A 13,367-nucleotide genomic window follows, 5' to 3' on the forward strand; every position below is an offset into this window, starting at 1 on the left:
GTGCTCAGCGCGCGTCCGTTTCATCGCTGGCAGCAGCATGGCCGGCGCCCAGTGCGGCGCCGGCACCGAGGCCCATGCCGCCCATGCCGGCGCCCATTCCACCACCACCGCCACCGCCTGCACGGCCGCCCTTGGCATCGCCGTCGTTACGGCCCTTGCCGCCACCACTGGCAACGGGCCGGGTCGGCCCCTGCGGTGGAATCTGCAGATCGGCCGGAATCGGGGCCAGATCCAGCGCTTCGCGCACGAAGTCGCGCAGCGAGACCACCAGTTCGTGGGTATGCACCGGCCGCCCCTGTGCCAGTTCGTTGGCGGCACGCGTGGCCAGCCGCACCTGTTCGTCGGTGCCCAGCAGCAGGATGTCCGACAGCGCGGCCTCGACCGCATCGCGGATGCGCCGCGCACGGTCCGAGCGCGGCTCGGCGATGCCGTCGGCATCTTCGCGCTGGCGCAGGTCGCGACGATGGCTGGGATCCACGCCCAGCTCGCCGGTGAACGAACCGCCCAGGGTCTTGTAGGCGGCCATCAGCGTGCGCAGCCGTTCGTTGATCTGCCGGTTCTCGCGCTCGCGGCGCTGCTGCAGGGTCTGCATCACCAGCAGGCGGATGCCGACGCCGAGCAGGGTGATCAGGACCAGGCCGGCCAACGTGGACAGCACGCCCTGCCAGGAACTGAAGTCGATACCGCGCATGGTCGGGGCTCCGGCGGGAAGAACCTGCATCTTGCCCCAGGTAGCGCCCCAGAAACGCGAAAGGCCCTACCACCCGGTGGGTGGCAGGGCCTTCGGTCACGGCGCGATTACTTGCGCTTGGCGACCTTGCGCACGGCCTTCTTGGCCGGAGCCTTCTTGGCGGCGACCTTCTTCAGCGGCGCAGCCTTCCTGGCGACCGTCTTGCGGGTGGCGGCAACCTTCCTGCCCACCGCCTTCTTGGCGACGGCGGTCTTCTTGCCGACAGCCTTCTTGGCGACGGCGGCCTTCTTGCCAACAGCCTTCTTGGCGACGGCAGCCTTCTTGCCGACAACCTTCTTGGCGGCCGCGGTCTTCTTGGTGGCGACCTTCCTGGTGGCGGCAACCTTCTTGCCGACAACCTTCTTCGCAGCCACGGCCTTCTTGCCGGCGACCTTCTTGGCGGCGACGGTCTTCTTGGCCACAGCCTTCTTGGCGGTGGCGACCTTCTTGCCGACCACCTTCTTGGCGGCCACGGTCTTCTTGGCAACGGTCTTCTTCGCGACGGCGGCCTTCTTGGTGGCGGCCTTCTTCACGGTGGCGACCTTCTTGGCGGCAGCCTTGGTGGCCTTCTTGGCGGCAGCGGCCTTCTTGGTCACAGCCTTGCCTGCAGCGGCCTTCTTCTTGGCCACTTCCTTCTTCAGGGCAGCGGCTTCGGCCTTGGCGTTCTTCTTGGCCGCTTCCAGCTTCTTCTTGGCATTGGCAACGGTCTTGCCGACCGACTTGGCGGCCTTGTCGGCCTTCTTGGCAACGGTCTTCTCGACCTTGGCCACGGCCTTCTTGGCCTTGGCAACGCGGGTACCGGCCGCCTTGGTGGCGCGCTTGACGGTCTTCTTGACCGACTTCACGGCGTCTTCGGCGGCGTGGGCGATGGTCTCGCCAACGTTGGTGGCGGCTTCTTTGACGTTCTCGACAGCGTCGGTCACGACCGACACACCATTACCGTTGCTCATGTTGCCCTCCTGGGGGCCTTAAGTATCAAAACGGGGCGATGCTATACCGACATTGACGATCGTGGAACGGGGCACGCGCCCGCAATCGCATCTGATGCGACGGCCATGGTGTAGCCCACCACTGCCGCAGAAGCGGCGGGTTGACAGGAAACCCCTTTTTTTAAGGACTACGCCACAGCAAGCGCGTGGTCGAAGATGGCCGTTGCGTGCCGCTGCACGGACGCGGCATCCGATGCGTGCTGTGGCGCATTGCGGCACCCGGTTGCGCGGAACTGCGCAGGTATCGGTCTGTGTCGGCGCCCCCGGCGATCGTCTTCGGTGGTGCAGGCGTCGCCTGTGCGGTGTCGCCACAGCCATGCTGTCAGCCTCCTCACTCGCCTTTCGCGGCCTGCGGTTTTCATGGCGCATTTATCCAGATCGCGACACACTCATTCAGCTTGTTTTACCGTAGGGCCGAACCGCCCCCACCCACGCCAGCGAACCGACAACCATGCGACCGCTTCCCACCCTGCTTACGCTCGCAATCGCCGCCGCCTTCGGTGGCTTCGTTGCCACCGGCATCAATGCCCACCTGGACAACCGTGCCGATGCAGCACCGCTGCCAGCGGTGCTGCCGACCACCGCCGCGTTGCCGGCCGCGGTGGCCGGACAGGCGGTGCCTTCGCTGGCGCCGATGCTGGAAAAGGCGATGCCGGCCGTGGTCAGCGTCAACACCAAGCAGGTGGTGCGCGTGCGCAACCCGTTCTTCAACGACCCGTTCTTCCGCCGCCTGTTCCCGGATATCCCGCAGGAGCGCATCAACGAATCGCTGGGCTCGGGCGTGATCATCGACGCCAAGGAAGGCCTGGTGCTGACCAACCACCATGTCATCGACAACGCCGATGACGTGCAGGTGACACTGGCCGACGGGCGCACGGTGAAGGCCGAGTTCCTCGGTTCGGACCGCGATACCGACATCGCGCTGATCCGCATCCCGGCGCAGAACCTGACCGACATCAAGCTCGGCAACAGCGACCAGCTGCGGGTCGGTGACTTCGTGGTGGCCATCGGCAACCCGTTCGGCTTCAGCCAGACGGTCACCTCGGGCATCGTCTCGGCGGTGGGCCGCAGCGGCATCCGTGGCCTGGGCTACCAGAACTTCATCCAGACCGATGCGTCGATCAACCCGGGCAATTCCGGTGGCGCCCTGGTCGACCTGCAGGGCCAGCTGGTCGGCATCAATACCGCCAGCTTCAACCCGCAGGGCAGCATGGCCGGCAACATCGGCCTGGGCCTGGCGATTCCGTCCAACCTGGCGCGCAGCGTGGTCGACCAGCTGGTCAAGCACGGCGTGGTGGTACGCGGCACGCTGGGCGTGGAGAGCCAGAACCTGACCGCGCAGATCGCCCAGGGGCTGGGCCTGGGCGAAACGCGCGGTGCGCTGATCACCCGCGTGCTGGCCGGTTCGGCGGCCGCCGCGGCCGGGTTGAAGCCGGGCGACGTGGTGGTCTCGGCCAACGGCCAACGCGTGGACAGCGCCGAAGCCCTGCACAACGTGGAAGGCCTGGCTGCGGTCGGCAGCCCGATGACGCTGGACGTACGCCGCGAAGGCAAGCCCGTGCAGATCAAGGCCACGCTGAAGGAACAGGCGCGTGCGGTCACCGGCGAGAGCCTGGACCCGCGGTTGACCGGTGCCACCTTCGTCGACCTGCCCGAGTCGCTGCGACAGTCGGGTGTCGGCGGCGTGCTGGTCAGCGAGGTCAAGCGTGGCAGCCGCGCGGCCAGCAACGGCCTGCAGCAGGGCGACATCATCACCGACGCCACCGTGGGTGAATTCGCCGACCTGGCCAGCTGGCGCGCCAACTTCCAGCAGCGCCCGCCGACCCTGGTGGTGCGCGTGCTGCGCAACAATGGCCAGCAGCAGGGCCAGCTCGTGATGCGCTGATCGCCCTGCCGTAACACCCCCTATACCCCGGCAATGCTATTGCTGTCAGTCCAGGTCGGCACCGCCGACACCCGTTCCCCCATCGCAACAGGAGTGATTCGATGAGCCCCACCAATACCGAGAACCTGAAGGAACACCTGGGTGAAGCCGGTTCCCACCTGAAGCAGGCCGCCACGGCCGCCGGCGGTGCGATCAAGGGCGCAACCGGTGCCGCGACCGACGAGCTGCGCATCGGCAAGGCCAACGTCAAGGCCGAACTGTCCGACAGCGCACTGTCTGGTCTGGCCGCCGCCGAATTCGGTGGTGCCGCTGCCAAGGAACAGGTTGACGCGTTGATGGACAAGGGCAAGGACCTGATCGACAGCGCCGCCGAGTTGATCCGTGAGCGTCCGCTGGCTTCGTTCGGCGTCGCCTTCGCTGCCGGCTGGATCATCGCCAAGCTGGCCCGCGGCAGCAGCGACAAGTAAGCCGCGGCGTGAGCGAAGACAACGCGCAAGCCCCTGATCCGGCGGCCACCCCGCCGCTGGATGAGAGCATCCGCCAGGTCGGCGCGGCCGGTCGTGCCGCCGCCGATTCGGCCAAGCACACCGTGCGCTCGCTGCGCCGGCTGGCCTCGGCCGACTTCGCCCTGGCCCGCAGCGCCTTCGGCCGTGCGCTGGCCTGGGCCGGCGTGGCGATCGTATTTGGTGCCTCGGCCTGGCTGCTGATGGCGGCCACCCTCATCGCCCTGCTGCAGAGCTGGGGCCTTAGCTGGCTGCAGGCGCTGCTGATCACCTCGCTGCTGAGCCTGGCCGTCACCGGCTACGCGATCTGGCGGGTGTCCTACTTCTTCCACCACACCGGCATGCATGCCACCCGGCGCCAGCTGTCACGCCTGGGCCTGTTCGACGAGCCCAGCGAAGACGACCCCGATGCCGGCGTGCAGCTGCCCGAGGGCAAGCCATGAAGTTCGGCGCGCTGCAGCGGCGGGTGAAACGCTGCGAACAGGTGGTGACCGTGCGCCTGGGCGAGACCCAGGACCACTGGTCCACGCTCAGCGACGTCTGGCGAAAGGGCTGGTCGCCGTTGCGCATCGTGGTGGTCGGCCTGGCCGGTGGCTTCATCGCCGGCAAGCTGGAAGTGCCCGGCAAGGTCAACGGTGCGCGCTGGCTGCAGATGGTCGGTTCGGTCTCGAACCTGTTCGCCAGTGCCCAGGCGGCGTTCGCCACGGCGATGGCGGCACAGGCGGCAGCGACCGCCGATGACGCGGCCGAAGAAGCCGACGATGCCAGCGAACAGGCACAGGCGGCGGCCTCCGCCGCCAACGCACGGCCGGCACCTGCCCCCCGCCCGGAACCCGAACCGGAACCGCGCGAACCGCGCCCGGCCGAAGCCGCCACCGAGCTGTCCGAACGTTGATCCACGCACTCCGCCGCGCCGATCGCGGCCGGCGGATAATGCGCTCCCCTTCCCGGTTGGTGCGTCGATGAGCGAGTCCCTCCTGTCCCCGTCACCAACCGATCCGCAGGGTGCGGAGGCGCCGCTGCCGCCCCCGTCGCGTCCACGCGGGCCGATGTCGCTGGTGGTCCTGGCCACCCTGGCGGTGGGCTACACGCTGTGGGCCGCGCAGGACATCATCCTGCCGGTGCTGCTGGCGATGTTCTTCGCACTGGTCGGCAACCCGATCCTGCGCCTGCTGCAGAAGCTGTGGATTCCGCGCGCGCTGGGCGCACTGCTGATCCTCGGCGCCGGGCTGGGCGTGACCGGTTCGCTGGCGGTGCAGTTGATCGGTCCGGCGATGGAATGGGCGCAGGAAGCACCACAGCAGCTGCGCAAGGTGGCCCGGCAGGTGCAGGACCTGACCAAGCCGGTGCAGCAGGCCAACCAGGCGGCGGAAAACTTCGCCCGCGTGGCCGGCGGTGACAGCAACCACAAGGTGCAGGTGATCCGCACCCAGCTGGACGATCCATACCGCATGCTGACCCGTGCACCGCGCCTGGCCGCGTCGGTGCTGGCGGTGGTGCTGCTGACCCTGTTCTTCATGATCTACGGGCAGAGCCTGCAGCGCGCAGCGATCGCCCTGTTCCCGAACCGCCAGCAGCAGCGGTTCACCACCGACATCCTGCGTTCGATCGAACGGGAGGTCTCGCGTTACGTGCTGACCATCAGCGTCATCAACACCCTGGTCGGGCTGGTGTTCGCCGGCGTGCTGATGCTGCTCGGCATCGGCCTGCAGGAAGCACTGCTGTGGGGCACGGTGGCTGCACTACTGAACTTCGCCCCGTACGTGGGCCCGCTGATCGGCGTGGCATTGATGCTGTTGATGGGCTTCGTCGAGTTCCGCGACCCGCTGCAGGCCCTGCTGCCGGCCGCCGCCTACCTGGGCCTGCACACCCTGGAAGGGCAGATGGTGACCCCGATCGTGCTGGGCCGGCGCATGAAGCTGTCGCCGCTGGTGCTGATCCTGGCGCTGATGGTGTTCGGCTGGGCCTGGGGCATGATCGGGCTGCTGCTGGCAGTGCCGCTGCTGGTGTGCATCAAGCTGGTGCTGGCACGCCTGGATGGCATGCAGGGCTGGGCACGCCTGCTGGAGTGACGGCATCAACAACGGATGGACGCAGGTGGCGGAACCAGAAACAGGGACGAAGTGGCAGACTATGGCGCCCTACCCGGATGGATCCGCTCGTATGAACTCTCTCGCCACGCGTTGCCTTGCCTTGGCCTGCATTGCCGCTCCCGCGTTCGCCGCGACGCCGCCGACTGCCGATCAGGCGCGCACCCAGCTTGCTGAGGCGGTTACCTGCAAGCGGCACCTCACGCCCATGCAGTTCGACGCCATGGCCCGGATGCTGGCACCGGCCCCGGCAAGGGCGCAGGACGGCGAATCCAGCGGCGAGTTCCGGCTGACCACGCCCTTGATGGTGCTGGGCCAGCCCGTGAACCGGCTGCAGTCCTATGACGGCGACAGCGGCGAGGATGGCATCGACAGTTTCACCGCGTACTTCAGCTCGGCCAGTGTGGAACAGGTCGCGGCACTGGCGAAGATGTCCGACCCGGTAGCAGGCACCTACACGAAGGAAGTTGGGCGGCACAACCTGGACGTGCAGCAGTTCGACGGCCAGACCACCATCGCCTGCTCGTACAACCTGCGCTGACCCGGCCCAGCCACAGTGCCCACCCGCCCGCCGCGTCGCATGAAAGCCCGCGCGGGCAGGGGTAGAATGGCGAGGTGAATTTCCCCGTCCAAGCCATCACCCTCGACCTTGACGACACGCTGTGGCCGTTCGCTCCGATCGGCGCCCGCATCGAACAGGTCCTGCACGCCTGGATGTGCGAACACAGCCCCGCTACCGCCGCGATGTATCCGGTGGACGCGATGCGCGAACTGCGCGAGCGGCTGTACCACGCCCATCCGCACCTCCACCACGACCTGAGTGCGCTGCGCCGGCTGACCCTGCACGAAGCACTGCACACCAGCGGTGCCAGCCTCGATCTGCTGGAGCCTGCGTATGAAGTGTTCTACGCCGCGCGCAACCAGGTGGAGTGCTATCCCGATGCGATCGACGCGCTGGCGCGCATTGCCGCACGGGTACCGGTGGCGGCGCTGAGCAACGGCAACGCCGACCTGGAGCGGATCGGCCTGGCCCATCATTTCGCCTTCCAGCTGGGTTCGCGCGAACACGGCGCGGCCAAGCCCGAAGCCAGCATCTTCCATGCCGCGTGCACCCGCCTGGGTGTGGCACCGGCACAGGTGCTGCACGTCGGCGACCATGCCGACATGGACGTGGCCGGGGCGATTGCCGCCGGCCTGCGCGGCTGCTGGATCAACCGCGACGCAGCCACCTGGACCCATCCGCAGCTGCAGCCGGACCTGCAGTTCGACACCCTTACCGGCCTGGCCGACTGGTTGGATGCCAACCTCGACGCCGCCGCACCCCGGAGTACCTGACGCATGAGCGAGATCACTGGTTTCACCGCCGACACCGCTGCGGCGCTGCCGTTGTACGTGCTGGACCGCGAGCAGTTCACCGCCTGGAAGGACAGCCAGCCGGCTGCCACGCAGGCGTGGCTGGCATCGCAGGGCTTCAACGCCGGCGCCCACAGCGTGGCACTGCTGCCGGGCGCCGATGGCCTGGCCGGTGCCGTGATGGGCGTGGGTGATCGTGCCGATGCCTACAGCTATGCGCATGCGCCGCACGCGCTGCCGGAAGGCAGCGTGTGGCAGCTGGCCAATGAACTGCCGGCCGCCGAACTGGCGCTGCTGCAGCTGGGCTGGGGCCTGGGCAGCTACCGCTTTGACCGCTATCGCAAGCGCAACCGCGCACCGGCGCAGCTGGTGGCGGCGCCATCCGGCGAAGTGGCCGACCTGATCGCCGCCAGCCTGCGCGTGCGCGACTGGGTCAACACCCCGACCGAAGACATGGGCCCGCAGCAGCTGGAAGACGCCGCGCGCGCGCTGGCCGATGCACATGGTGCGCAGGTCGAGGCGATTACCGGCGACGAACTGCTGAAGCAGAATTTCCCGGCCATCCACGCCGTGGGCCGCGCTTCGCATCGTGCGCCGCGTCTGGTCGTGCTGCGCTGGGGCAGGGAAACCGACCCGGCGCTGGTGCTGGTGGGCAAGGGCGTGTGCTTCGATACCGGCGGGCTGGACATCAAGCCGGCCGACGGCATGCGCAACATGAAGAAGGACATGGGTGGCGCCGCGCATGCACTGGCCCTTGCCGGCCTGGTGATGGCACGTGGGCTGCCGGTGCGGCTGACCCTGCTGGTGCCGGCGGTGGAAAACGCGATCGGTCCCGATGCCTTCCGCCCGGGCGAAGTGATCGCCACCCGCAAGGGCCTGAGCGTGGAGATCGACAACACCGATGCCGAAGGCCGCGTGATCCTGTGCGATGCGCTGACCTTCGCCGGTGAGCAGAAGCCGGACCTGGTGCTGGACTTCGCCACCCTCACCGGTGCCGCGCGCATCGCACTGGGCCCGGACCTGCCGGCACTGTTCAGCAACGACGACACGGTGGCCCAGCAGTGGCTGCAGGCCGGTGACGCGACCCGCGACCCGGTCTGGCGCATGCCACTGTGGCGCCCCTACCTGCGCTACCTGAGCAGCGGCATCGCCGACCTGGCCAACGCCGGTTCGCGCATGGCCGGCTCGGTGACCGCCGCGCTGTACCTGGAACGCTTCCTGGAAGACGGCCAGCGCTGGGCGCACCTGGATGTGTATGCCTGGAACGACGGCGAGCGCCCGGGCCGTCCGGCCGGTGGCGAAGCGCTGGCGCTGCGCTCGGCGTGGGCGATGCTGAAGCAGCGCTACAGCTGATCGGGTGGGTGCCGACCGTTGGTCGGCACCCCGTCCCCGGAAAATCTGACGAAAAATTGAATTTCGGCCCCGGCCGGGTTCTGCGAGGATGTGTGGGTCGACCACCCACACGCTCCGTGAAGGCAGGACTCCGACCATGTCGCTCTTCCGCTACACCCGCGCTGGCCAGACGCCGGGCGCGCCACGCAAGCATTCACCCCTGCTCTGGATCGCACTGATCGCACTCATTCTGGGTGCGGTCGCGCTGGCCTTCGCCTGGCTGGCCGGCTGGATTGGAAACCGCCTGACCGCGCAGCGCTTCACCGACACCATCGAGGCCACCGGCCCGGCCCACCCGGGCTTCCGCCGCGCACACAGCAAGGGCATCTGCGTGAGCGGCTGGTTCGAACCCAGCGCGCAGGCCCCCACCCTGTCCAGCGCACGGGTGTTCTCGCAACGCCGCGTGCCAGTGATGGGCCGCCTGTCGATCGGCGGCGGCGACCCCTACGGCGCCGACAACACCGCACGCGTGCGCAGCCTCGCGGTGCAGATGGTCAGCGATGATGGCCAGGAATGGCGCATGGCGATGAACAGCTTCCCGTTCTTCGCCGTGCCCAGCGCAGAGGCGTTCTACGAGCAGACCCGCGCCTCCATTCCCGACCCGGCCACCGGCAAGCCCGATCCGCAGAAGATGGCCGCGGTGCTGGCCAAATACCCCAGTGCGCAGGCTTTCCAGCAGTGGGCCAAGACCGCGCCGTGGACCAGCAGCTGGGCCGACACCACCTTCAACAGCGTCAACAGCTTCTGGTTCACCAATGCGCAGGGCCAGAAGCGCGCGGTGCGCTGGCGCTGGCAGCCGCAGGCGCCGGTGGTGGAGATGGATGCGGAAACCCGCAAGCAGGCCAGCGTCGATTTCCTCAGCCAGGAACTGCAGCAGCGCCTGGCCAGCGGCCCGGTGCGCTGGAACCTGGTCGTGACCACCGCCGAGCCGGGCGATGCCATCGATGATCCGTCGGTACCGTGGCCCGAATCGCGTGACCAGGTAGTGGCCGGCGTACTCAGCCTGGACCGCATGCAGTCGCAGGAACAGGGCGCCTGCGGGCAGATCAATTTCGATCCGCTGATCCTGCCCAGCGGCGTGCGTGGCAGTGACGATCCGATCCTGGCGGCCCGCTCGGCCGTGTATTCGCAGTCCTTCAACCGCCGCGAACGCGAGCGCGCCACCGGCAACGTCGAGCAACGGAAGGAGGCCGTACGATGAGCACCGGCAACGGCCACTTCAACCTGCTGGCGCGGGTGCTGCACTGGTCCATGGCGCTGATGATCATCGCCATGCTGTTCATTGGCGTGACCATGGTCGCCTCGCTGCACCTGCGGCCGATGCTGATCGACCTGCACCGCCCATTGGGCATCACTATCGGCGTACTGGTGTTGCTGCGCCTGTACAACCGGCTGCGTCATCGCCCACCGCCGCTGCCGGCGGATCTTCCTGTGTGGCAGGTGATGGCGGCCAAGGCCTCGCACTGGATGCTGTACGCACTGATGCTGGCGATGCCGCTGATCGGCTGGGCGATGCTGTCGGCCGGCGGTTACCCGATCGTGCTGTGGGGTGGCCTGCACCTGCCGCCGATCGTGCCGCATACCCCGGCGCTGTATGCCGCGTTGCGCAATGCGCACAGCCTGCTGGCCTATGTGTTGTTTGCCACGGTGCTGATGCATGTGGGTGCGGCGCTGTTCCACCTGTGGGTGCGGCGTGACGGGGTGTTCCAGGCGATGGCGCGCGGGAAGAATTGAAAGGATTCGCCGGGCGTTCCCGGCGGATTGTTTCCGCGACCGCGGGGGGTGTCACTTTCTTTGCGCGCAAAGAAAGTAACCAAAGAAACGCTCCGCCGGCCGCGAGCCGGCGTGCTTCGCACGCCGGTGCCCTGCGCTCCTCGGTCCGTCGAGGGACGGCGCGGGAACTCGCTGCGCTCAGACACCCGCACCTCTTCGCCCTCGCCGGACCTCCGGTGCTCGGCTCGCTTGAAGGCGGACTCAAGATCAAAGGCGAAAGCGGCCGCTTCACTCGTCGGACACGGCCCGGCGCTACCAAATATCGTCGTGCAGCTGTGGTTCTTGACCTTGGGTCCGCCTTGAGCGAGCCGAGCATCGCAGGGGAATCAGGGGCGCAGAGGCGCCGGTGTCTGAGCGCAGCGAGTTCGGCGCCGTCCCCTGATTCGCCGAGAAGCGCAGGGAACCGTCGCGTAGCGACGGCTCGCGCTCTGGCGGCGTGTTTCTTTGGTTACTTTCTTTGCACGAGCAAAGAAAGTGACACCTCTCCGCAGGCGCGGAAATGATCCGCTACAACCACCCCTTCTGCCGCGCCAGCCGGTACGCCTCGATCCGGTTGGCCACGCCCAGCTTGCCGATGCACTCGGACAGGTAATTGCGCACCGTACCGTGCGACAACCCCAGCTGCTCGGCGATCTCGCTGGCGGTGCGGCCCTCGCCCGCCAGCCGCAGTACGCGGCGCTCGCGGTCGGTCAGCGGATCGGCCTGCGACCACGCATCCAGTGCCAGCTGCGGGTCGATCGCACGGATGCCCTGTTTCACCTTGCGCAGGGCATCGGCCAGGTTCTCGGCCGGTGCATCCTTCAGCAGGTAGCCCAGCACGCCGGCTTCCAGCGCGCGGCGCAGGAAGCCGGCGCGGGCGAAGGTGGTCACGATCACCACCTTGATCGGCAGCTCGTGGCGCGCGATGCGCTGGGCAAGCTCGAGCCCGGACAGGCCGGGCATCTCGATGTCGGTGACCAGGATGTCCGGTTGCAGCTGCTGCAGCATCCGCCACGCGGTTTCGCCATCGGCGGCGCTGCCCAGCACCTCGATATCCGGCTCCAGGCCCAGCAACGCCGACAGTGCACCGCGCACCATCGCCTGATCCTCGGCCAGCAGGATGCGGATCATGCGGCACCGTCCTGTGCCAGCGACGGCGGCGCTCCCGGCGGCAACGGTGTGGTCGCGGCAGCCAGTGGCACGCGCACGGTCAGTCGCGTGCCCTCGCCCTTTGCGGACTGTACCTGCAGGCTGCCCCCCAGGGCGGCCACGCGTTCGCGCATGCCGCTCAGCCCGTTGCCCTCGGCCTGCACGCCGCCACGGCCATCGTCGCGGATCTGCATCGCCAGCATGCGTCCCTCCAGCATGAACTCCACCCGTGCCTGTGTCGCCTGTGCATGGCGCACGATATTGGTTGCGGCCTCGCGCAGCACCAGCGCCAGCCCGCGTTCGACATCCACCGGCATCGCCGGTGGTGGTGCGTATTGAAGGTGGACCTGCTGGCATTCCAGCAGCAGCCGCGCCGATGCCAGCTCACCGGCCAGATCGCTGGCGCGGATGCCGGTAACCGCGCTGCGCACCTGTGCCAGCGCTTCGCGGGCGATGGCCTCGGCCTCGCCGATCTCCAGCCGCGCGCGCGCGTCGCCGCGGTCGTGCAGCTTGCGCGCCAGCTCCAGCTTCAATGTGATCAGCGACAGGGTGTGGCCGAGCAGATCATGCAGGTCGCGGCCGATGCGTTCGCGCTCGGCAGTGGCCGCCAGCCGCCGCACCTCGTCCTGCGACAGCTGCAGTGCCGCATCCTTCTGCTGGTTGAGCGCTTCCACGTTCACGACCAGCCCCACGATGTAGGACACGGCCGGGATCCAGACCAGGCTCTGCCACGGGTACTGGAACAGCAGCGCGAGGCTGCAGAACAGAAGGTTCAGGCCAGTGAGCTGCAGCAGATACTGCCACCAGCCACCGCGTCCGCTCACCCGCAGCAGCACGCAGCCGAACACGAAGTAGGTCAGCCCGGACGGATACCAGGGCAGCAGCACCAGCGACATCGCGATCAGGCCCAGCGCATAGCGCGGAGCGTGATGGCGCGGCGCCACCATCACCTTGGCGTACAGCAGCAGGAACACCGGATAGCTGGCCAGCGTCAGCAGCAGCCAGCGCAGGGTGAAGCCGTGGCCAAGCAAGGGCGTCAGGAAGATCCACACCGACCACAGCAGGTGGACTGCCTCGCTCCAGGGCGATTTTCCCCGGCGCAGCGTATCGGCCACCGCCGAGTCCGGCGCGGGGCGCAGCAGCGAGGCAAGCCATGTCGACGGCACGGGCGGTTCCAGGCGGGGACGATCGCCGCCGATCATGCCAGTTCAGCCGCCTGCGCGCAGGCGCCACCACCGGCCGGGCGGCACCGGCGCAACCGAGCGCGGATCACGGTACGCTTGGCGGCGCGGCTGTGGCGGGCCAGCGACGGGGTGATCGGATCCATGGGCGGTACCGGTAGCGGGGACGTTGCCATCCTGTGCCGCCGTGGTCACGTTTCGCAGTTGCCGCCGTCAGTGTCATCGGGTGACAGCTGTCACTGCCGTCATCGCTGTGCCTGCCTGCATGCTGTGCCGCACGCTCCACCGCCGGAACCGCCGCCGTCCGCCCTTCCGGCCACACCCGCCCAAACGCCTGTGATGG

At 68.2% G+C, this 13,367-nt stretch carries 15 protein-coding genes; 10 read left to right on the top strand and 5 right to left on the bottom strand.

Annotated features, from left to right (window positions below; all coding sequences use genetic code 11):
* Nucleotides 1–4 precede the first annotated feature (4 nt).
* On the bottom strand, nt 5–691 hold the full coding sequence (locus AC5P8R_RS14040) for a hypothetical protein (RefSeq protein WP_014645654.1): 687 nt from the start codon (nt 689–691) through the stop codon (nt 5–7).
* Nucleotides 692–798: 107 nt separating this feature from the next.
* Entirely contained in the window at nt 799–1,680 is an 882-nt protein-coding gene (locus AC5P8R_RS14045; RefSeq protein WP_169412394.1) for a histone, read from the bottom strand.
* A 490-nt stretch (nt 1,681–2,170) separates the two neighbouring features.
* Between AC5P8R_RS14045 and AC5P8R_RS14050 the strand changes: the two genes are divergently transcribed.
* From AC5P8R_RS14050 to AC5P8R_RS14095, 10 genes are all read left to right on the top strand, one after another.
* A complete protein-coding gene (locus AC5P8R_RS14050) occupies nt 2,171–3,604 on the top strand; it encodes a Do family serine endopeptidase (RefSeq protein ID WP_014645652.1) in 1,434 nt (477 codons plus the stop codon).
* A 101-nt stretch (nt 3,605–3,705) separates the two neighbouring features.
* Nucleotides 3,706–4,071 (top strand): hypothetical protein, encoded by a 366-nt coding sequence (locus AC5P8R_RS14055; protein ID WP_004153835.1) that lies wholly within the window; start codon nt 3,706–3,708, stop codon nt 4,069–4,071.
* 8 nt (nt 4,072–4,079) lie between these two features.
* The gene (locus AC5P8R_RS14060) at nt 4,080–4,550 is read left to right on the top strand and encodes a phage holin family protein (RefSeq protein WP_014645651.1); all 471 of its coding nucleotides are present in this window, start codon (nt 4,080–4,082) and stop codon (nt 4,548–4,550) included.
* Nucleotides 4,547–5,002 (top strand): hypothetical protein, encoded by a 456-nt coding sequence (locus AC5P8R_RS14065; protein WP_014645650.1) that lies wholly within the window; start codon nt 4,547–4,549, stop codon nt 5,000–5,002. Before AC5P8R_RS14060 ends, AC5P8R_RS14065 begins: the two co-directional genes overlap by 4 nt.
* Nucleotides 5,003–5,069: 67 nt before the next feature.
* The gene (locus tag AC5P8R_RS14070) at nt 5,070–6,179 is read left to right on the top strand and encodes an AI-2E family transporter (protein ID WP_425604942.1); all 1,110 of its coding nucleotides are present in this window, start codon (nt 5,070–5,072) and stop codon (nt 6,177–6,179) included.
* A gap of 91 nt (nt 6,180–6,270) precedes the next feature.
* Nucleotides 6,271–6,738 (top strand): hypothetical protein, encoded by a 468-nt coding sequence (locus tag AC5P8R_RS14075; RefSeq protein ID WP_032961458.1) that lies wholly within the window; start codon nt 6,271–6,273, stop codon nt 6,736–6,738.
* Nucleotides 6,739–6,812: 74 nt separating this feature from the next.
* Complete coding sequence (locus tag AC5P8R_RS14080) at nt 6,813–7,532, top strand: HAD family hydrolase (protein WP_495223556.1); 720 nt, start codon at nt 6,813–6,815, stop codon at nt 7,530–7,532.
* 3 nt (nt 7,533–7,535) lie between these two features.
* Complete coding sequence (locus AC5P8R_RS14085; protein ID WP_495223557.1) at nt 7,536–8,903, top strand: leucyl aminopeptidase family protein; 1,368 nt, start codon at nt 7,536–7,538, stop codon at nt 8,901–8,903.
* 136 nt (nt 8,904–9,039) lie between these two features.
* Nucleotides 9,040–10,143 carry a catalase family peroxidase gene (locus tag AC5P8R_RS14090; protein ID WP_075076379.1) on the top strand — a complete coding sequence of 368 codons (1,104 nt, stop codon included), beginning with the start codon at nt 9,040–9,042 and terminating at the stop codon, nt 10,141–10,143.
* A complete protein-coding gene (locus AC5P8R_RS14095) occupies nt 10,140–10,676 on the top strand; it encodes a cytochrome b/b6 domain-containing protein (protein ID WP_197606196.1) in 537 nt (178 codons plus the stop codon). Before AC5P8R_RS14090 ends, AC5P8R_RS14095 begins: the two co-directional genes overlap by 4 nt.
* Before the next feature lie 546 nt (nt 10,677–11,222).
* Here the strand turns inward: AC5P8R_RS14095 and AC5P8R_RS14100 are convergent.
* The 3 genes from AC5P8R_RS14100 to AC5P8R_RS14110 are packed head-to-tail and all read right to left on the bottom strand — an operon-like array spanning nt 11,223 to nt 13,170.
* Nucleotides 11,223–11,825, bottom strand: coding sequence for a response regulator transcription factor (locus tag AC5P8R_RS14100; RefSeq protein ID WP_014645643.1), 603 nt, complete (start codon nt 11,823–11,825; stop codon nt 11,223–11,225).
* A complete protein-coding gene (locus AC5P8R_RS14105) occupies nt 11,822–13,045 on the bottom strand; it encodes a sensor histidine kinase (RefSeq protein ID WP_032956229.1) in 1,224 nt (407 codons plus the stop codon). The genes AC5P8R_RS14100 and AC5P8R_RS14105 overlap by 4 nt, the downstream gene beginning before the upstream one ends.
* Nucleotides 13,042–13,170, bottom strand: coding sequence for a hypothetical protein (locus AC5P8R_RS14110; RefSeq protein WP_257473236.1), 129 nt, complete (start codon nt 13,168–13,170; stop codon nt 13,042–13,044). The genes AC5P8R_RS14105 and AC5P8R_RS14110 overlap by 4 nt, the downstream gene beginning before the upstream one ends.
* Between the last annotated feature and the right edge of the window lie 197 nt (nt 13,171–13,367).

Source organism: Stenotrophomonas sp. YJH_SMC_73 (genome assembly GCF_059370155.1).

Coding starts and splice junctions, on each gene's coding strand:
- AC5P8R_RS14040 (WP_014645654.1), bottom strand. CDS start 691: ATGCGCGGTATCGACTTCAGTTCCTGGCAGGGCGTGCTGTCCACGTTG.
- AC5P8R_RS14045 (WP_169412394.1), bottom strand. CDS start 1,680: ATGAGCAACGGTAATGGTGTGTCGGTCGTGACCGACGCTGTCGAGAAC.
- AC5P8R_RS14050 (WP_014645652.1), top strand. CDS start 2,171: ATGCGACCGCTTCCCACCCTGCTTACGCTCGCAATCGCCGCCGCCTTC.
- AC5P8R_RS14055 (WP_004153835.1), top strand. CDS start 3,706: ATGAGCCCCACCAATACCGAGAACCTGAAGGAACACCTGGGTGAAGCC.
- AC5P8R_RS14065 (WP_014645650.1), top strand. CDS start 4,547: ATGAAGTTCGGCGCGCTGCAGCGGCGGGTGAAACGCTGCGAACAGGTG.
- AC5P8R_RS14070 (WP_425604942.1), top strand. CDS start 5,070: ATGAGCGAGTCCCTCCTGTCCCCGTCACCAACCGATCCGCAGGGTGCG.
- AC5P8R_RS14075 (WP_032961458.1), top strand. CDS start 6,271: ATGAACTCTCTCGCCACGCGTTGCCTTGCCTTGGCCTGCATTGCCGCT.
- AC5P8R_RS14085 (WP_495223557.1), top strand. CDS start 7,536: ATGAGCGAGATCACTGGTTTCACCGCCGACACCGCTGCGGCGCTGCCG.
- AC5P8R_RS14090 (WP_075076379.1), top strand. CDS start 9,040: ATGTCGCTCTTCCGCTACACCCGCGCTGGCCAGACGCCGGGCGCGCCA.
- AC5P8R_RS14095 (WP_197606196.1), top strand. CDS start 10,140: ATGAGCACCGGCAACGGCCACTTCAACCTGCTGGCGCGGGTGCTGCAC.
- AC5P8R_RS14100 (WP_014645643.1), bottom strand. CDS start 11,825: ATGATCCGCATCCTGCTGGCCGAGGATCAGGCGATGGTGCGCGGTGCA.
- AC5P8R_RS14105 (WP_032956229.1), bottom strand. CDS start 13,045: ATGATCGGCGGCGATCGTCCCCGCCTGGAACCGCCCGTGCCGTCGACA.
- AC5P8R_RS14110 (WP_257473236.1), bottom strand. CDS start 13,170: ATGGATCCGATCACCCCGTCGCTGGCCCGCCACAGCCGCGCCGCCAAG.